Origin of the sequence: Ferrovibrio sp. (assembly GCF_036381655.1) — a bacterium.
In the GTDB taxonomy this organism is placed as follows: Bacteria; Pseudomonadota; Alphaproteobacteria; order Ferrovibrionales; family Ferrovibrionaceae; genus Ferrovibrio.
In genome coordinates this window covers 30,450-47,220 of the sequence record NZ_DASVCJ010000054.1, presented here as the reverse complement: position 1 = coordinate 47,220, position 16,771 = coordinate 30,450, and the positions used below count along the sequence as shown (strand labels likewise).

Genomic DNA, 16,771 nt, shown 5'->3' with positions numbered 1-16,771 from the left:
TCAGTCGAACAGATGCTAACATAGCGCGATGCTGCGTCCAGACATCATCGATCTGCGCGAATTCTACGGCAGCCATATCGGCCGCGCCGTGCGGCGCCTGCTGCGCCTGCGGCTGCGCCAGGTCTGGCCGAATGTCGCCGGGCTGCGCGTGCTGGGGCTCGGCTATGCCACGCCCTATCTGCGCATCTTCGAGGCGGAGGCCGAGCGCGTGCTGGCGGCGATGCCCGGCCCGCAGGGCGTGATCCGCTGGCCGCGCGGCCTGCCGGGCCGGGTCATGCTGGTGGACGAGGACGGATTGCCGCTGCCGGATGCCTCGGTCGACCGGCTTCTGCTGGTGCATGCGCTGGAGAATTCGGAAAACGTGCGGGCGCTGCTGCGCGAGGTCTGGCGCGTGCTCACCCCGCAGGGCCGGCTGCTCGCCGTGGTGCCGAACCGGCGCGGGCTGTGGGCGCATATCGAGGCGACGCCCTTCGGCCAGGGCCGTCCCTACACGCCGCCGCAGCTTACGCGGCTGATGCGCGATGCGCTGTTCTCGCCGCTGCAGACGCAATCGGCTTTGTGGCTGCCGCCGACCAACCGCGCCTTCGTGGTCGGCGCCGCCAGCGCCTGGGAGAAGGCAGGCGAGATTCTGTGGAACCGGTTCTCCGGCGTGCTGCTGCTGGAGGCCGAGAAGCAGGTCTATGCCGCCGCGCCGCTGAAGCCGGTCAAGGCGAAGCGGAAGGCCTTCGTGCTGAAGCCGCCGCGTCCCGTCTGGGGCGGTTCAGGCCCCGCGCCGGCGTAACAGATAGACCGCCTGGGCGCCGAAGATATTCGCCATCGCGCCCTGCAGCTTCCAGCCTTCCCGGTTGCCGTGGCCGTCGACGGCGATGCGCTGCTCGACCACGATGCCGTCCTTCGCGCAAAGCTCGTCGAAATCCAGGATCGTGCAGAGGTGGATGTTCTGCGTCTCGTACCACGGATCGTCGAGCGCCGCCGTCATGGGCATGCGGCCGCTGAGCGCAAGCTGCAGCCGTACCCGCCAGTAGGCGAAATTGGGGAAGGAGACGATGGCGCGCCGGCCGATGCGCAGCATCTCGTGCAATACCTTGCGCGGGTTGCGCGTCGCCTGCAGCGTCAGGCTGAGCACGACGTAATCGAAAGCGGCATCGGGATAATCCGGCAGGTCGGCGTCGGCGTCGCCCTGGATCACGCTCAGGCCGCGCGCCACGCAGGCATTGACGCCGCTCTGGCGGATTTCGATGCCGCGCCCATCGACCTGCTTTTCGCGGGCGAGATATTCCAGCAGCGCGCCGTCGCCGCAGCCGACGTCGAGCAGACGGCTTTGCGGCGCCACCATCTCGGCGATCAGCAGAAGATCGCGGCGGATATCCTTGTGGCCGCCGCCCTTCTGCGGGGGCGGGGTCAAAGCGCGGTCGTTCATGTCTGATGTCCGTTCAGGCCGCGCACTTCCGCGCAGCCGTCGAGAAAGCCTTTCAGGGTGCGGAACATCTCCGGCTCGTCGAGCAGGAAGGCGTCATGGCCCTTGTCGGTCTCGATCTCGACGAAACTGACATTGGCCGCCGCCGCATTCAGCGCGCGCACGATCTCCTTGCTTTCCGAGGTCGGGAACAGCCAGTCCGAGGTGAACGACACCAGGCAGAAACGCGTCCTGCTGCCCTGGAAGACGCCGGCGAGATTGCCGCCGGCCTGCGCGGCCAGGTCGAAATAATCCATCGCCCGGGTGATGTAGAGATAGGAGTTGGCATCGAAGCGGTCGACGAAGGTCGAGCCTTGATGCAGCAGGTAGCTTTCGACCTGGAACTCGGTCTCGAATCCGTAGGTGATACGCTCGCGGTTCTGCAGGTTGCGGCCGAATTTGCGATGCAGGGCCGCTTCCGACAGATAGGTGATATGCGCCGCCATGCGCGCCACAGCCAGGCCGGCGCGCGGGATCGTGCCATGCTCGAAATAATCGCCCTTGTGCCATTGCGGATCGGCATAGATCGCCTGACGGCCGACCTCATGGAAGGCGATGTTCTGCGCCGAATGCTTGGCGGCGCAGGCGATCGGGATCGCCGAGAAGACGCGGTCGGGGTAGCTGGCCGCCCATTGCAGCACCTGCATGCCGCCCATCGAGCCGCCGATGACGCAGAACAGCTGATGGATGCCGAGATGGTCCAGCAGCATCGCCTGGGCATTGACCATGTCGCGGATGGTGATGACGGGAAAGCTCAGGCCATAGGGCTTGCCGGTACCGGGGTCGATCTCCGCCGGGCCGGACGAGCCCATGCAGCCGCCCAGCACATTGGCGCAGATCACGAAATAGCGATCCGTATCGACCACCTTGCCGGGACCGACCATGCTGACCCACCAGCCCGGCTTGCCGGTGATCGGATGCACGTTGGCGGCGTGCTGATCGCCGGTCAGCGCATGGCAGATCAGGATCGCGTTCGACTTGTCCTCGTTGAGCTGCCCATAGGTGCAATAGGCGATCTGGAAGGGGCCGAGATCCAACCCGCAATCGAGCTTCAGCGGCAAAGTCTCGCCCAGGGCCACCCGGTGGCCGGGCCCGACAGGGTCGAGATGATGCAGGCGGGAAGGTGCCGCGGTCATGGTCCAAAAGGTCGAAAAGGCAGCTCTAAGTCTGCGGTTGTCTCAGGGGCGGAAAATGCGACCGGAAACCCGTTCCGGTAGGGTCCCTGTGCTTACGAACCCCCGCCCGTACTGTCAATGTTTTCTTTGCCATACAGGCTTTGCAATCGGGGGGCGAAAGCCCTAAGACTATGCGGCTTTTTCCCCTGTTACAGCCCCGTCAAGAAATGAGCGAACATATACCGAGCCTGGCCGATCTTCGGCGCGAAATCGACGTGCTGGACGACCAGATCCAGGACCTTTTGCGCCGCCGCGCCGAGGCGGTGCGCCGCGTCGCTGCCACCAAGCAGAGCCAGGGCAGCCTCGATAATGGCGCTTTTTTGCGGCCGGGCCGCGAAGCGCAGATTCTGCGCCGGCTGATGGAGCGCCATCGCCAGGGCCTGCCGCCGGCCGCCCTGGTGCGCATCTGGCGCGAGATGATCTCGGCGCTTTACGACCTGCAGGCGCCGCTCAAGGTCGCCGTGCATGCGCCGAACAAGTCGGCCGCCCGCTGGGATCTGGCGCGCGACTTCTACGGCTCGACCACGCCGATGCAGCTCTGCAACACGGCGACCGCCGTGATGCGGGCGATCTCGGCGCATCCGATGACGCTGGGCGTGATGGCGCCGCCGGAAGAGGGCGAGCGGGAATCGTGGTGGCCCATGCTGGCCGGCCGCGCCAACGATACCCCCCGTGTCATTGCCAAGCTTCCCTTCGTGCCCAACCCGCGCGGTCGCCTCGCCGAGTTGGGCGCTTTCGTGATTGCCCGCACGCCGCCGGAGGAATCGGGCGAGGATTGCACCTTGGTCGTCGTCGTCGCCAACGAAGAGGCGCCCAGCATGGCGCGCCTCTCCACGTTGCTGGCGCAGGCCGGCCTGGATGGCCGCGTGCTGGCGCAGCAGCACGGCGCCGGCGATGGCGGCAGCCGCATGCTGGTCGAAATCCCCGGTTTCATGGCCGAGGGCGATGCGCGGCTGGCGGCATTGATCGCCGCCGAGCCGGGCCTGATCGCCGATGCCGTGGTGATCGGCGCCTACCCGGTGCCGGTCGCTGAGGTTATAGTGTCGTTATCCGTAACCGTCGAAGAAGGATGTCAGCCGTGACTGCGCCGAAGCCGCAACCTGGAATTCTCGGAATCGCCCCCTACAAGGGCGGCGAGGGCAGCGTGCCGGGCGTGACCAAGGTGCATAAGCTGTCGTCCAACGAAACGCCGCTCGGGCCCAGCCCGAAGGCGATCGCCGCCTATCAGAAGATGGCCGGCGAACTGCATCGTTATCCCGACGGCGCCGCCGATGCCCTGCGCAATGCCGTGGCCCGGCATCATGGCCTGCCGGCCGAGAATATCGTCTGCTCGAACGGTTCGGACGAGATGATCTCGCTGATCTGCGCCGCTTATTGCGGGCCGGGCGACGAGGTTCTGTATTCGCGCCACGGCTTCCTGATGTATGCCATCGCCGCTATGGCGCGCGGCGCCACCCCGGTGGCGGCGCCGGAGGCGAACTACACCGCCGATGTCGATGCGCTGCTCAAGGCGGTCACGCCGCGGACCAGGATCGTCTTCCTGGCCAATCCGAACAATCCGACCGGCAGCTATATCTCGGCCGCCGAGCTGCGCCGCCTGCGCAATGGCCTGCCGGCCGGGGTTCTGCTGGTGATCGATGCGGCCTATGCCGAATATGTCAGCCGCAACGATTATTCGAACGGCGCCGAACTGGTGGCCGAGCGCGACGACACCGTGATGACGCGCACCTTTTCGAAAATCTACGGCCTGGCGGCCCTGCGGCTCGGCTGGACCTATGCGCCGGCCGGCGTCGTCGACGTGCTGAACCGCGTGCGCGGACCCTTCAACGTGAATGCCGCCGCCCAGGCCGCCGGCGTCGCCGCGCTGGAGGATGTCGCCTGGCTCGACAAGGCGCGCAGCCATAACGATGCCGAACTGCCGCGGGTGACGGCGGCGCTCGGCAAGCTCGGTCTCGACGTGCTGCCCAGCGTCGGCAATTTCCTGCTGATCCGTTTCCCCGGCGGCGCCGCGCAGTCGAAGGCGGCGGACGAGTTCCTGCGCAGCCAGGGGTTGATCCTGCGCGCCATGGGCGCCTATGGCCTGGCCGAGGCCTTGCGCCTGACCATCGGCACCGCGGAAGAAAACGATCTCGTGATCGCCGCCCTCGGCGCGTTCATGGCGAAGCAGGCGCAACGCCGGTGAGCAGGCAGCCGCTTTTCGATCGCCTCGCCATCATCGGCATCGGCCTGATCGGCTCGTCGGTGGCGCGGGCGGCGCGCGAGCGCGGCCTGGTGCGGCAGATCGCGATCGCGGATGCGTCCGAGCAGCATCGCCAGGACGCGGCCAGGCTGCAACTCGGCGACGAAGTGCATGCCGATGCCGCGGAAGCGGCGCGCGACGCCGATCTGATCATGTTCTGCGTGCCGCTCGGCGCCAATGCCGCCGTGGCGGCGCATGTCGCGCCGGCGCTGAAGCCGGGCGCCATCGTCTCCGATGTCGGCTCGTGCAAGCAGGCGGTGATCCGCGATATCGCGCCGCATCTGCCGGCCGGCGTGCATCTGGTGCCGGGCCATCCGGTCGCCGGCACCGAGCATTCCGGCCCCAAGGCGGGTTTCGCCAGCCTGTTCGAGAATCGCTGGTGCATCCTCACGCCGCCGCCCGGCGCCGATGCCAGGGCCGTCGAGGCCGTCAAGGCCTTCTGGGCCGCCTGCGGCAGCAAGGTCGAGGTGATGGAGCCGCGCCATCACGATCTGGTGCTGGCGATCACCAGCCATGTGCCGCATCTGATCGCCTACAACATCGTCGGCACGGCGGACGATCTGGAGACGGTCACCGAGGGCGAGGTGATCAAATATTCCGCCGGCGGCTTCCGCGACTTCACCCGCATCGCCGCCTCCGATCCGACCATGTGGCGCGACGTCTTCCTCAACAACAAGGAGGCGGTGCTGGAGATGCTGGGCCGCTTCACCGAGGATCTGATCGCCCTGCAGCGCGCGATCCGCTGGGGCGAGGGCGATACGCTGTTCAACCTGTTCACCCGCACCCGCGCCATCCGCCGCGCCATCATCGATGCCGGCCAGGAAACCGCGGCGCCCGATTTCGGCCGCAGCCCGGCCGCCGGCAAGAGCGAAGGCTAGGGCGCCGCCGCAGAGCAGCAGGCGGGGAGAAGAGCGCCTTCTACTGCGCCGGCCAGATCGGCGGCAGGCCGAACAGGGCGACGGGGCCGAGGAACAGCCGGCCGTCCTGCGCCGTCAGCGGCACCTGCAGATAGCGTTCGCCCGTCTCGTCGCGCTTGGCGATCGCCATCAGCACCGCCTTGGCCGCGGCGGCCTCGTCGGCTTTCATGCGGCCGGCGGCGGCCAGGGCGTCGATGCCGGCATCGGCGCCATAGACCTGGCTCGACATCGCGCCGAGCGGCCTGAACAGCTTGTCCAGCGTCAGCGTGCCGTTGCCCTTCAGCTTCAGCGCGCCCCATTGCAGGCCGATGGTTTCGAAATCGATCACGCCGCCGCCATCGCGCCAGTTGGCCAGCCTCTCCTGCGGCGTCTTGCCGAAGACGGTGCCGCGCAGGGTACCGATCAGGTCGAGGCGGGCGATCTCGCGGCCGAGTGGTCCGCCATCCGGAAGGCTGGCCTGCGGCGGCAGGATCAGCCCTTCGGCCTGAATGGCAAGATCGCTGCTCGGCGGGACGGTCTCGGCGCGGCGCGCATGCAGGTTCAGCCGCGCCGCCGACAAGGCCTGCCCTGCGTCTTCGAGCCTGGCCTGATGCAGATCGGCGGCGAGCCGCTGCCATTTGCCGGCGGCATCGAAGACGGCGCTGGCGCGGAAATTCTCCGCCGTCAGGGCAACATGCAATTGCGCCGCGCCATCCTTCCAGCCGATCTGCTGCCGCCCGGTCAGCACGAAGATGACGTGGTCCGGATTCCATAGCTGCAGATGGGCGGTGATGTCGTCGGCCTGGATGTCCCAGGCGGCGGCGCTGTTCGGATCGCGCCAGCGGACATTCTCGAAGGTCAACGACAGGCGGTAGGGAAAGCCCCATTGCCGCATGGCACCATAGGAGACCTCGCGGCCCAGCTTGCGCTGGCTTTCCATCCAGGCCTGCGCCTGGGCCGCGATCTGATCCGACAGATGCGACCACAGCATGTAATAGCCCAGCAGGCCGCCGCAGATGAGGCCGGCGAGGATCAGGAAGCGATACCGCATGGGGCCGGTATAGCAGGCCGGGCGCGGCGTCACCAGAGATGCGGATGCCGGCATACGAATGCCGGCATACGAATGTCAGGCGGCCAGGCATCGGGCCCTTGCCCTTTGCGGCCAGGCGCGACAATTATCAGCGCAGCAGATCAGAAAGCGCCCAGCCTCGCCCGTGTACGCCCCCGCCAAAGCCGCCGCCGGCCCCCGCGGCCAGGATGTTTTCCTGGCCGCCATGCCCGGCCTGTTCGTGCTGCTCTGGTCGACCGGCTTCATCGGCGCCAAGCTCGGCCTGCCCTATGCCGAGCCGATGACCTTCCTGGTGCTGCGTTTTGCCGTGGTCACCATATTGCTCGCCGCCTTCGCCGCGCTGAGCCGCGCCCCCTGGCCGCGCAGCCTGGCCGAGGCCGGGCATATAGCGCTGGCCGGGCTGCTGTTGCAGGCGGTTTATCTGGGCGGCGTCTTCGCCTCGATCTTCCACGGCGTGCCGGCCGGCGTCTCGGCGCTGATCGTCGGCATCCAGCCGCTGCTGGTCGCGGCCGGCGCCGGCCCGCTGCTGGGCGAGCGCGTCACTGCGCGGCAATGGCTCGGGCTGGTTCTCGGCCTCGTCGGCGTCGTGCTGGTGGTCTGGACCAAGCTGGGCAGCGGCGTTGGCACGCCCTGGGGCTATGCGCTCTCGGTGATCGCGCTGATCGGAATTACGCTGGGCACGCTCTATCAGAAGAAATTCTGTCCCGCGATCGACCTGCGCAGCGGCACGGCGATCCAGTTCGCCGCCAGCGCCGTTTTCCTGGCGCCCTTCGCGCTGCTGTTCGAGGCGCGGCGGATCGTCTGGTCGGGCGAGTTCGTCTTCGCGTTGGGCTGGCTTTGCATCGTGCTTTCGCTCGGCGCCATCTCGCTGCTTTTCGTGCTGATCCGCCGCGGCGCCGCCGCCAAGGTCTCCAGCCTGTTCTTCCTGGTGCCGCCCTGTACGGCGCTGGTCGCCTTCTTCCTGTTCGGTGAGGCGCTCAACCTGCTGGCGCTGCTCGGCATGGCGGCGACCATGGCCGGCGTCGCCCTGGTCAATCTGAACCTGGCGAAGCGCTGAGATGGGGCCGCGGATTCCCTTCGACCACGAGGAGCCGCTGCCGGGCGAGGCGCCGCCGCCGTTTCCGAAGATCCGGCCCGCGAAGGGCGAGCCGCTCTGGGTCTTCGGCTATGGCTCGCTGATGTGGGATCCCGGCTTTCCCTATCTCGAGGTCAAGGTCGCCAGGCTCTGGGGGCATCATCGCGGCTTTTGCGTCTGGTCGCACCGCTATCGCGGCACGCCGGAAAAGCCCGGTCTGGTGCTGGGACTGATGCCGGGCGGCTCGTGCAAGGGCCGCGCCTTCCGGGTGCGCAAGCGCGACGAGGAGGCCGTGATCGACTACCTCTATCGCCGCGAGATGGTCACCGGCGTCTACAAGCCGGGCTTCCATACGGCGCGCATCGACGGCCGGCCGGTCAAGGTAATGGCCTTCGTCGCCGATCCGCAGCATAAGCAATATGCCGGGCATCTGAGCGAGGATCAGGTCGTCGAGGTGATCGCCAATTGCCGCGGCCAGCGCGGGCCGAATGCGGTCTATCTCGCCAATACCGTTGCGCATCTCGACGAGCTCGGCATCGCCGATACGCCGCTGCATCACCTGCTCCAGCAGGTGAAACGCCGCTGCCCGGGAATCTGAAAGGCGACTCTCGCTTCCGCCGCGAGGGCGGCATCTCTCATATGCCATGGCGGGTTTGCCCCGCCATGGCGTATCGCTACGCCGACTGTTTCGCCGCAGTGGCGGCATAGGCATCGCGCAATTCGCGCTTGAGCACCTTGCCGATGGCCGAGCGCGGCAGCACGTCGCGGAACTCGATGGCCGACAGGCGCTGCATCTTGCCCAGCTTGCCATTCGCCCAGGCCAGCAGTTCGGGCGCTGTTGTCGCGGCATTCTCTTTGCGCACGACGAAGGCGACCGGCGTCTCGCCCCATTGCTCGGAAGCGACGCCGACGACCGCCACGTCGAAGACGGCGGGATGCTCGCGCAGCACCGCCTCCAGATCGCTCGGATAGATGTTGAAGCCGCCGGAGATGATCATGTCCTTGCGGCGGTCCATCAATTGCAGGAAGCCGTCCGCATCGAAGCGGCCCATGTCGCCGGTGCGGATGAAGCGCTTGCCGGTCTTGTCGAACCATTCCGCTTCCGCCGTCTTGCCCGGCTGCTTGTGGTAATGCGTCATGATGGCGCCGGAATGGCCGACGATCTCGCCGACCTCGCCGGGCGGCAATTCGTTGCCCTGCTCGTCGATCAGGCGGATATCGTGGCCGGGCGCCGGCCGGCCGACGGTGTGCAGCTTGTCCGGATGTTCGTCGGCGATCAGGATGCAGGTGCCGCCGCCTTCGGTCATGCCGTAGAATTCCAGCAGCTTGCCGGGCCAGCGCTTGAGGATGTCGGCCTTGAGCGCGGCGTTGAACGGCGCGCTGGTGCAGAATTTGGCGCGGTAAGCCGACAGGTCGTATTTGTCGAAATCGGGATGCGCCATGATGCGCTGATACTGCACCGGCACCAGCATGGTATGGGTGACGCGGTATTTTTCGGCCAGTTCGAGATATTTCACCACGTCGAACTTGGCCATCAGCAGCACGGTGCCGCCGCCGGCCAGGGTGGGAAACAGGCTGACCAGCGTCGTGTTGGAATAGAGCGGCGTCGAGAGCAGCGTGACGGCCTTGGTATCGTAGCCATAGGCGACCGCCCGCTGCATATGCAGCCAGCGCATGCCGCAGGGCTGCACGATCCCCTTGGGAATGCCGGTCGTGCCGGAGGAATAGATGATGTTGAACGGCATGTCCGGCGTGATGGCCACCGGCTGCGGCTTGCTGCCCTCCGGCGCCAGCCAGCGCTCGAAGGCGTCCGTATCGAGGCGGATGCGCCTTTGCGGCAGTTCCGCCGCGACGCCGGCCAGGGCCGCCTCGTTGGCGCCGTCGAGGAAGAGATGCAGCGCATCGGAATCCTTCGCCATGCCGGCGATCTGTTCGGGCGTGGCCGAGGGCGGCAGCGGCGCGACGGCCAGTCCGGCCCGCAGCGCCCCGGCATAGACGACGACGTAATCGGGGCAGGTGGCGCTGACGATGGCGATGCTCTGGCGCGGCTTCATCCCGTCGCGCTTAAGGGCCGCGGCGACCCGGTCGACGTGCGCATCGAATGCCTGATAGCTCAGCGTCACGCCATCCTGGATCACCGCCGGATGCAGCGGCCGCTCCGCCGCATGGGCCGCCACCATCTCCGACAGCGTGCCGAAATCCTCGCGTGCCAGCAATTCCTGCGCCGTCGTCATGGCTCGAACTCCATCCCTATGATTGCACTTAAGTCCCGCAGCGCCTTGTCCGGGTCTTCCACCTTGATCGTTTTCATGCCCATCTGCGCCGCCGGCTTCAGGTTGATGCCGAGATCGTCGAGGAACACCGCCTCATGCGGGCGGATCTCCAGCAGAGCGCAGGCGCGTTCGTAGAAGGCCGGCTCCGGCTTGCGCACGCCGACCTTGCTCGATTCCACCACGCAGTCGAACAGGCGCATGACCTCGGCCACCGCCTTGGCCTTCTTTGGGCTTGCCGCCATCGCCGGGCCATGGCCCAGCGTCATGTTGTTGGTCAGGCAGGCGATCTTGTAGCGCGTCTTCACCTGCCGCAGCGCCTTGACCATGCGCGGGCGCACCTCGCCGGAGATCAGCGGCAGGATTTCGCGGCCATGCACGGCATGGCCCAGGGCCGTGCTTTCGGCCAGGAACAGCTCGCCGAAGCGGTCGGCATCGACCTCGCCGCGTTCGAAGCAGGCCCAGGCATTGGTATGCGGGTTGGTGGAGTTGACCTTGCGCAGGAAATCGCGCGGCAGGCCGCGGCGTTCTTCGAACTGGCGGAAGGCATCGAAGGGGCTGGAGAGGATCACTCCGCCGAAATCCCACAACACGGCCTTGATCGACGGCGTCTGTCCCTGAACGGCAGTCATGCTCTGTGCGGCGTTTCCCTAACGGAAACGCTTTACGCGAACGTCAAGCGCTTCCTTATCCGCACTTACTATAGCCGCAGGAGGCACAGGTATCGCAACCCTCCAGCTTCATCAGCGACGGCTGGCCGCATTTCGGACATTGCCGCAGGCCGGAAGCGGGCTTCGGCGTTTCGGCATTGGCGGCGAGCGCCAGCATCGCCTTTTCCTCGCGCTGCTCCTGCGGGCCCGGCATGAAACCGATCTCGATCAGGTGGCGCTCGATCACTTCGCCGATGGCGGCCAGCAGCGACGGCACATAGCGGCCGCCCATCCAGTGGCCGCCGCGCGGATCGAACACGGCCTTGAGCTCTTCCACCACGAAGGAGACATCGCCGCCGCGGCGGAACACGGCGGAGATCATGCGGGTGAGCGCCACCGTCCAGGCGTAATGCTCGGTGTTCTTCGAATTGATGAAGACTTCGAAGGGGCGGATGCGGCCGTCCTGCACGATGTCGTTCAGCGTGATGTACATCGCATGCTCGGATTCGGGCCACATGATCTTGTAGGTGCGGCCGGGCAGCGCCTCGGGCCGGTCGAGCGGCTTGGTCATGTAGACGACGCCGCCGGCGGCAAAGGGATCGCGCGGCCTGATCGTCTCCACCGGCCTGGCGGCGGGGGCAAGCGGTAGCTCGGGCTGCGCCGCCTGTTCCTGGGCCTTCTTGTCGTCCTTCTTGACCTGCAGCACCGCGCCGGTGATCTCGTTCGGCCGGTAGGTCGTACAGCCCTTGCAGCCGCCCTCATAGGCCATCAGGTAGACGTCCTTGAAGCTGTCGAAGTCGATCTCCTCCGGCACGTTGATGGTCTTGGAGATCGAGCTGTCGATGTATTTCTGCACGGCGGCCTGCACGCGCACGTGATCGGCGGGGCTCAGGCTCTGCGCATCGACGAAGGCTTCCGGCAGCGGCGCGTTGTCGCCTTTCATCTGGCGGAACAGGCGATAGGCATAGTCGCTGACTTCCTCGGTGCGCCGCGTGCCGTCCGGCATCAGCACGTTGCGGGTGTAGTGGAAGCTGAAGACCGGCTCCAGGCCCGAGGAGACATTGTCGGCGAACAGCGAGATCGTGCCGGTCGGCGCGATCGAGGTCAGCAGCGCGTTGCGGATGCCATGTTCGGCGATCGCCGCCTGCACATCCGCGTCCAGCGCCCGGATGCTCGCGCCGGCGAGATACCGCTCGCGGTCGAATAACGGGAAGGCGCCTTTCTCCCTGGCCAGCTCGACCGAGGCAAGATAGGCCGCGCGCTGCAGCCGCTTCATCCAGGTCTCGATCAGCGCGATCGATTGCGGCGAGCCATAGCGCGCGCCGACCATGATCAGCGCATCGCCCAGTCCGGTGACGCCAAGCCCGATGCGGCGCTTGGCCTGCGCCTCGTGCCGCTGCGCCTCGAGCGGGAAATTCGAAACGTCGATGGTGTTGTCCATCATGCGCACGGCGGTGCGCACGAGCTTTTCCAGGGCATCGAGATCGAGCGCGGCACCGGCTTCGAAGGGATTCTCCACCAGCCGCGCCAGATTGATCGAGCCGAGCAGGCAGGCGCCATAGGGCGGCAGCGGCTGCTCGCCGCAGGGATTCGTCGCCGCGATCGTCTCGCAGTAATGCAGATTGTTGCGCTGGTTGATGCGGTCGATGAAGATCACGCCCGGCTCGGCATAGGCGTAGGTCGCGCGCATGATCTTGTCCCACAGCTCGCGCGCCTGCACGGTGCGGTAGGTCGTGCCGCCGAATTTCAGCTCCCAGGCCTGGTTCTGCTTCACGGCGGCCATGAAGGCATCGGTGACCAGCACCGAGAGATTGAACATGCGTAAGCGGTTCGGCTCGCGCTTGGCCTCGATGAAGGCCTCGATATCGGGATGATCGCAGCGCAGGGTCGCCATCATGGCGCCGCGCCGGCTGCCGGCCGACATGATGGTGCGGCACATCGCGTCCCAGACATCCATGAAGCTGAGCGGCCCCGAGGCGTCGGCGCCGACGCCCTTCACCGGCGCGCCGCGCGGGCGCAGGGTCGAGAAATCGTAGCCGATGCCGCCGCCCTGCTGCATGGTCAGCGCCGCTTCGCGCAGATGCTCGAAAATGCCGCCCATGTCGTCGGGGATGGTGCCCATGACGAAGCAGTTGAACAGTGTCACATTGCGCCTGGTGCCGGCGCCGGCGACGATGCGCCCGGCCGGCAGGAAGCAAAAATCCTCCAGCGCTTCGAAGAAGCTGCCTTCCCATTCGGCCGGGTTCTTCTCCGGCGCGGCGAGCGCGCGGGCGAGCCGGCGCCAGGTATCCGGGATCGACCGGTCGATCGGCGCGCCGTCGGGGCCCTTGAAGCGGTACTTCATGTCCCAGATTTGCTGCGAAATCGGTGCGATCGGCGACATCGGATCCTGATGGCGTAAAGAGGTGGCGGACGAAAGACGGAGAGACGAAAAGCGGCGTCCGGGGCATCGCTGCCTGGCCTAACGCCGCCTGCTAACTGTATCGCGCCGGGGGCGTGAGTCCAGCGGAATGTTCTCTCATTGTTTCTACCGATTGATCCAGAGGCGCAGTCAAAACAACATCTTGTAAAGACGCCTCGATCTGGATTCATCCCCGCTTCGCAAATGCTCCACAGGGCGTTGCCCACCGGGTTATCCACAGGGGGCGGGCGGCCGACGGCGAAGGCGGGCTTCACCGCCGGCGGCACCCGAAAACGGCGCCTAAAGCGCGGAGTGGTTTTCCACCGCCTCTTCCAGCGCGGCCTTGAGGCCGAGGAAGCGGGCATCGACCGCGGCGGGATCGTCGCGATTCAAGGCGATCATCCGGGCACGGGTTTCGCCGCCGCGGATCACCTCGAAGGCATCGGCCTCGATCCCGGCGACGATCGCGCCGGCGACGGCGGCGGCCGGCTCGCGCGAAAAGCCCAGATCCGGGCCGGCCCGATTCGAGGCCATCATCGGCGTCTCGGTGGCGCCGGGATAGGCCGTCAGCACATGGATGCCTTCGCCCTTCAGCTCGCGGCGCAGCGCTTCGCCGAACCGCGCCAGCCCGGCCTTGGCGGCGGTATAGGTGGCGTAGAAGGGCGCGCCGATCAGCGCGATGCCCGACGCGACGTTGACCACGGCGGCATCGCCGCCGGCACGCAGCATCGGCAGGGCGGCGCGGGTCAGCAGGATCGGCGCGAGCAGATCGACGGCGATCATCGCCTCGATTTCGGCCTCGGCGGTCTTCTCCAGCCGCCCGGCGCGGACGCCGCCGGCATTGTTGACCAGGATGTCGAGGCCGCCGAGCGCCTGCATCGCGCCCTGCAGCATGCGGGCGCGGCCATCCGGCGTCGCCACGTCGGCGGCGATGCCGGATGCGGATTTCAGCTCGCGCAGAGCCGCATCCAGCATTGCCTGCCGCCGGCCGCTGACGAAGACCCTGGCGCCTTTGCCGATCAGTTCGTGCGCCAGCGCCAGGCCGATGCCGCTGGTGCCGCCGGTGACGAGAACACGTTTGCCGTTCAGTTGCATGATGTCGTCCTCACAGCGCTGCGGGATAGTTCGAAGGGAACAAGGCGCGCCGGCTCTCTTCGTCGATGACGGTCTTGAAGGCGTGGTCCTTGCCGACCGCTCGCGCCCGCGCGACGGCGGGCCGCGCATCGATCGCGCGGAACCAGCGCATGATCTCGGGATAGGCGGCCAGCGCGTCCTCGGCGCCCTTCATCACGCGCGCCGCGCGGTCGAGCCAGCCCCAGGCGGAAATGTCGGCGATGGTGTAGCTGTTGCCGACGATGTAGTCGCGGCCGGCAAGGTGATCGTTCAGCACCTGATAATGCCGTTCGGCCTCGCGCCGGTAGCGGTTGACGGCATAGTCCAGCCCGTCGGGCGCGGCATGCTGGAAATGCACCGCCTGGCCGGAAAACGGGCCCAGCCCCGTGCCGATGAACATCAGCCAGGACAGCAGTTCGGGCCGTTCGGCCGGCGCGCCCAGCAGCTTGCCGGTCTTCTCGGCGAGATAGATCAGGATGGCGGTGGAATCGAATACGCGCGCCGGCTTGCCGCCCGGCCCCTCGGTATCGACGATGGCGGGAACCTTGCCGTTCGGATTGACGGCGCGGAACGCCGCCATGTGCTGCTCGCCCTTGCCGGTGTCCACCGGCACCAGTCTGTAGGGCAGTCCCGTCTCCTCGAGGAACAGCGCGATCTTCGCGGGATTGGGCGTCGGATGAAAATAGAACCGGATCATGGATATCCTTTCTTGCCGGGGGGATTATCGGTTCGGCTTCGCCGCCATCAGCACGCCGGCGACGATGGCGGCGATGGACAGCGCTTCGGCCGGGGCGGGGAATTCGCCGAGTGCGAAGATGGCGAGCAGGGAGGCGGCGACCGGAACCAGCGCGATGATCGCCGTGGCGGCCGATGGGCCGAGCAGCGCGACGGCGCGGTTGAAGGTGACGATGGCGACGCCGCTCATCAGCACGCCTTGATAGAAGCCCTGCAGGGCGATCTCGCCGAACGGGGCGTTGCCGAAACGGCTCAGGTCCAGCAGCAGGTAGAGGGGCAGCAGCAGCAGCGCGGACCAGATGCAGATCAGCGCCGCCGCCTGGAGCGGCGTCAGCCCTCTGCGGCGGAACAGCAGGGTGTAGACGGCCCACATCGCGCCGGCGAGGATCAGGGCGGCGACGCCGCGCAGATCCGGCGCGCCATGGGCGGCGCCGTTCGCCGTCACCAGGCCGGTCAATCCGGCGAGGATGCCGGCATAACCCAGCCAGCGTATCCGGCCCTGCCGCTCGCGCAGCAGGATCCAGCCCAGCAGCCCGGCGAAAACCGGCATCACGGAGGGGGTGATCGACGCGGCCTCGGCCGCGGAGGTGAGCTGCAATCCGAGCGCCACCAGAAGCACGAAGGGCGCGCCCCAGAGCAGCGCGAATATGAGGCCGTCGCGCCAGGCGCCGGCCGGCAAGCGGCGATCCCGCCGCAGCAGCGTCGGCGCCAGCACGATCGCGCCGATGCCGAAGCGCAGCAGGGTGATGTCCCAGACGCCGAGGCTGCGGGTGACGCTGAACCGCGTCACCACGAACCAGCCGGAAAAGATCGCCACCGACAGGGCGGCCCAGAGAAAACCGCTCAGCCGCGACGACAGCATCCCGCGCCAGCCGGCAGGCCGTTCGGCCAGATGCCGGGCGGCCGGCGGCTGCTTCGCGGCGACGGCCGCGCTCTGCCGGGCATCGTTCATGGGATCTCCTGTCTCGGCTTGAACGCCCCCGCCGATCGCGGCCGGCAGGCCGGGCCTGTGTTTTATAACGTTTGTTCTAAAAATCACATTCCAAGAGGCTTGGCAAGGACAAGTTGCCGGTTTACGGATGATCGGATGGTAAGGCCCAGGGAATTCGATGAAGCCGAGGTGCTGTCCGCCGCGCTCAAATGCTTTTGGGCGCGCGGCTTCGAGGCGACCTCCATGCGCGATTTGATCGCGCGGACCGGCATAACCGGCGCCAGTCTCTACAACGCCTTCGGCGACAAGCGCGCGCTGTATGAAAAAGCGCTCGACCGCTACGTGGAAGGCAGCGTGGCGGCGCGCATCGAGCGCTGCAGCGCGCTGCCGCCGCGCGAGGCGATTGAGGCTTTCTTCGCCGACATCGTCGCCCGCTCGCTGGGCGATCCGGACCGCAAGGGCTGCATGCTGGTCAACGCGGCGCTCGAAGTCGCGCCGCATGATCCCGCAATCCGGCGCGCCGTCGCCGGCGTGCTGACCGAGATCGAAACCTTCTTCCGGCAATGCATCCTCGCCGGCCAGGCCGATGGCAGCATCGCCCATAGCCAGCCGGCCGACGATCTGGCGCGGCACCTTCTCGGCATTCTCATGGGCCTGCGCGTGCTGGCCAGGGTGCGGCCGGAACGGGCGCTGCTCGAAGGCCTGCTGCGCCCGGCCATGGCGCTGCTCGAGCCGCGCCCGAATTGACGCATCTTCTGCGG

General features: G+C 67.2%; 16 protein-coding genes. 7 read left to right on the top strand and 9 right to left on the bottom strand.

All coding sequences use genetic code 11. The features are described 5' to 3' along the window. Positions 1 to 28: 28 nt before the first annotated feature. Positions 29 to 781, top strand: a complete 753-nt coding sequence (locus VF194_RS10645; RefSeq protein ID WP_330890785.1) for a methyltransferase domain-containing protein — start codon at positions 29 to 31, stop codon at positions 779 to 781. Here the strand turns inward: VF194_RS10645 and metW are convergent. Then, a complete protein-coding gene (gene metW, locus VF194_RS10640; RefSeq protein WP_330890783.1) occupies positions 761 to 1,420 on the bottom strand; it encodes a methionine biosynthesis protein MetW in 660 nt (219 codons plus the stop codon). The two genes, VF194_RS10645 and metW, sit on opposite strands and share 21 nt — an antisense overlap. Next, a complete protein-coding gene (metX, locus tag VF194_RS10635; RefSeq protein ID WP_330890781.1) occupies positions 1,417 to 2,592 on the bottom strand; it encodes a homoserine O-acetyltransferase MetX in 1,176 nt (391 codons plus the stop codon). The genes metW and metX overlap by 4 nt, the downstream gene beginning before the upstream one ends. A 206-nt stretch (positions 2,593 to 2,798) precedes the next feature. Between metX and VF194_RS10630 the strand changes: the two genes are divergently transcribed. From VF194_RS10630 to VF194_RS10620, 3 genes are read left to right on the top strand one after another with little or no spacing between them, the layout of a single operon-like run. Further along, entirely contained in the window at positions 2,799 to 3,713 is a 915-nt protein-coding gene (locus VF194_RS10630) for a chorismate mutase (RefSeq protein WP_330890779.1), read from the top strand. Then, entirely contained in the window at positions 3,710 to 4,813 is a 1,104-nt protein-coding gene (gene hisC / locus VF194_RS10625) for a histidinol-phosphate transaminase (protein WP_330890776.1), read from the top strand. Before VF194_RS10630 ends, hisC begins: the two co-directional genes overlap by 4 nt. Then, the gene (locus VF194_RS10620; RefSeq protein WP_330890774.1) at positions 4,810 to 5,748 is read left to right on the top strand and encodes a prephenate/arogenate dehydrogenase family protein; all 939 of its coding nucleotides are present in this window, start codon (positions 4,810 to 4,812) and stop codon (positions 5,746 to 5,748) included. Before hisC ends, VF194_RS10620 begins: the two co-directional genes overlap by 4 nt. A gap of 40 nt (positions 5,749 to 5,788) precedes the next feature. On the opposite strand, the gene VF194_RS10615 is transcribed toward VF194_RS10620, so the two are convergent. After that, a complete protein-coding gene (locus VF194_RS10615) occupies positions 5,789 to 6,871 on the bottom strand; it encodes a DUF2125 domain-containing protein (RefSeq protein WP_330890772.1) in 1,083 nt (360 codons plus the stop codon). A gap of 169 nt (positions 6,872 to 7,040) precedes the next feature. Here VF194_RS10615 and VF194_RS10610 point away from each other — a divergent pair, with 169 nt between their 5' ends. Together VF194_RS10610 and VF194_RS10605 are read left to right on the top strand one after the other, a co-directional pair. Further along, complete coding sequence (locus VF194_RS10610) at positions 7,041 to 7,892, top strand: DMT family transporter (RefSeq protein ID WP_330890770.1); 852 nt, start codon at positions 7,041 to 7,043, stop codon at positions 7,890 to 7,892. A gap of 1 nt (position 7,893) precedes the next feature. After that, positions 7,894 to 8,508, top strand: a complete 615-nt coding sequence (locus tag VF194_RS10605) for a gamma-glutamylcyclotransferase (RefSeq protein ID WP_330890768.1) — start codon at positions 7,894 to 7,896, stop codon at positions 8,506 to 8,508. 76 nt (positions 8,509 to 8,584) lie between these two features. On the opposite strand, the gene VF194_RS10600 is transcribed toward VF194_RS10605, so the two are convergent. From VF194_RS10600 to VF194_RS10575, 6 genes are all read right to left on the bottom strand, one after another. Further along, positions 8,585 to 10,144 carry a class I adenylate-forming enzyme family protein gene (locus VF194_RS10600; protein WP_330890766.1) on the bottom strand — a complete coding sequence of 520 codons (1,560 nt, stop codon included), beginning with the start codon at positions 10,142 to 10,144 and terminating at the stop codon, positions 8,585 to 8,587. Beyond that, positions 10,141 to 10,812 (bottom strand): HAD-IA family hydrolase, encoded by a 672-nt coding sequence (locus VF194_RS10595; RefSeq protein WP_330890763.1) that lies wholly within the window; start codon positions 10,810 to 10,812, stop codon positions 10,141 to 10,143. The genes VF194_RS10600 and VF194_RS10595 overlap by 4 nt, the downstream gene beginning before the upstream one ends. Before the next feature lie 55 nt (positions 10,813 to 10,867). Beyond that, entirely contained in the window at positions 10,868 to 13,213 is a 2,346-nt protein-coding gene (locus VF194_RS10590) for an adenosylcobalamin-dependent ribonucleoside-diphosphate reductase (RefSeq protein WP_330890761.1), read from the bottom strand. 318 nt (positions 13,214 to 13,531) lie between these two features. Next, positions 13,532 to 14,326 (bottom strand): SDR family NAD(P)-dependent oxidoreductase, encoded by a 795-nt coding sequence (locus VF194_RS10585; protein ID WP_330890760.1) that lies wholly within the window; start codon positions 14,324 to 14,326, stop codon positions 13,532 to 13,534. 10 nt (positions 14,327 to 14,336) lie between these two features. Continuing rightward, positions 14,337 to 15,041, bottom strand: coding sequence for a glutathione S-transferase family protein (locus tag VF194_RS10580; RefSeq protein WP_330890758.1), 705 nt, complete (start codon positions 15,039 to 15,041; stop codon positions 14,337 to 14,339). Between the two features lie 24 nt (positions 15,042 to 15,065). After that, a complete protein-coding gene (locus VF194_RS10575; protein WP_330890756.1) occupies positions 15,066 to 16,031 on the bottom strand; it encodes a DMT family transporter in 966 nt (321 codons plus the stop codon). A gap of 135 nt (positions 16,032 to 16,166) precedes the next feature. Here VF194_RS10575 and VF194_RS10570 point away from each other — a divergent pair, with 135 nt between their 5' ends. After that, complete coding sequence (locus VF194_RS10570; RefSeq protein WP_330890754.1) at positions 16,167 to 16,757, top strand: TetR/AcrR family transcriptional regulator; 591 nt, start codon at positions 16,167 to 16,169, stop codon at positions 16,755 to 16,757. The last annotated feature ends 14 nt before the right edge of the window (positions 16,758 to 16,771 follow it).

What these genes read in the sequence shown, in the direction of transcription:
- VF194_RS10630 (WP_330890779.1), top strand. Translation starts at nt 2,799, where the DNA reads ATGAGCGAACATATACCGAGCCTGGCCGATCTTCGGCGCGAAATCGAC.
- VF194_RS10580 (WP_330890758.1), bottom strand. Translation starts at nt 15,041, where the DNA reads ATGATCCGGTTCTATTTTCATCCGACGCCCAATCCCGCGAAGATCGCG.
- VF194_RS10590 (WP_330890761.1), bottom strand. Translation starts at nt 13,213, where the DNA reads ATGTCGCCGATCGCACCGATTTCGCAGCAAATCTGGGACATGAAGTAC.
- VF194_RS10595 (WP_330890763.1), bottom strand. Translation starts at nt 10,812, where the DNA reads ATGACTGCCGTTCAGGGACAGACGCCGTCGATCAAGGCCGTGTTGTGG.
- VF194_RS10645 (WP_330890785.1), top strand. Translation starts at nt 29, where the DNA reads ATGCTGCGTCCAGACATCATCGATCTGCGCGAATTCTACGGCAGCCAT.
- VF194_RS10610 (WP_330890770.1), top strand. Translation starts at nt 7,041, where the DNA reads ATGCCCGGCCTGTTCGTGCTGCTCTGGTCGACCGGCTTCATCGGCGCC.
- VF194_RS10600 (WP_330890766.1), bottom strand. Translation starts at nt 10,144, where the DNA reads ATGACGACGGCGCAGGAATTGCTGGCACGCGAGGATTTCGGCACGCTG.
- VF194_RS10570 (WP_330890754.1), top strand. Translation starts at nt 16,167, where the DNA reads ATGGTAAGGCCCAGGGAATTCGATGAAGCCGAGGTGCTGTCCGCCGCG.
- VF194_RS10605 (WP_330890768.1), top strand. Translation starts at nt 7,894, where the DNA reads ATGGGGCCGCGGATTCCCTTCGACCACGAGGAGCCGCTGCCGGGCGAG.
- VF194_RS10615 (WP_330890772.1), bottom strand. Translation starts at nt 6,871, where the DNA reads ATGCCGGCATCCGCATCTCTGGTGACGCCGCGCCCGGCCTGCTATACC.
- VF194_RS10585 (WP_330890760.1), bottom strand. Translation starts at nt 14,326, where the DNA reads ATGCAACTGAACGGCAAACGTGTTCTCGTCACCGGCGGCACCAGCGGC.
- metW (WP_330890783.1), bottom strand. Translation starts at nt 1,420, where the DNA reads ATGAACGACCGCGCTTTGACCCCGCCCCCGCAGAAGGGCGGCGGCCAC.
- VF194_RS10575 (WP_330890756.1), bottom strand. Translation starts at nt 16,031, where the DNA reads ATGAACGATGCCCGGCAGAGCGCGGCCGTCGCCGCGAAGCAGCCGCCG.
- metX (WP_330890781.1), bottom strand. Translation starts at nt 2,592, where the DNA reads ATGACCGCGGCACCTTCCCGCCTGCATCATCTCGACCCTGTCGGGCCC.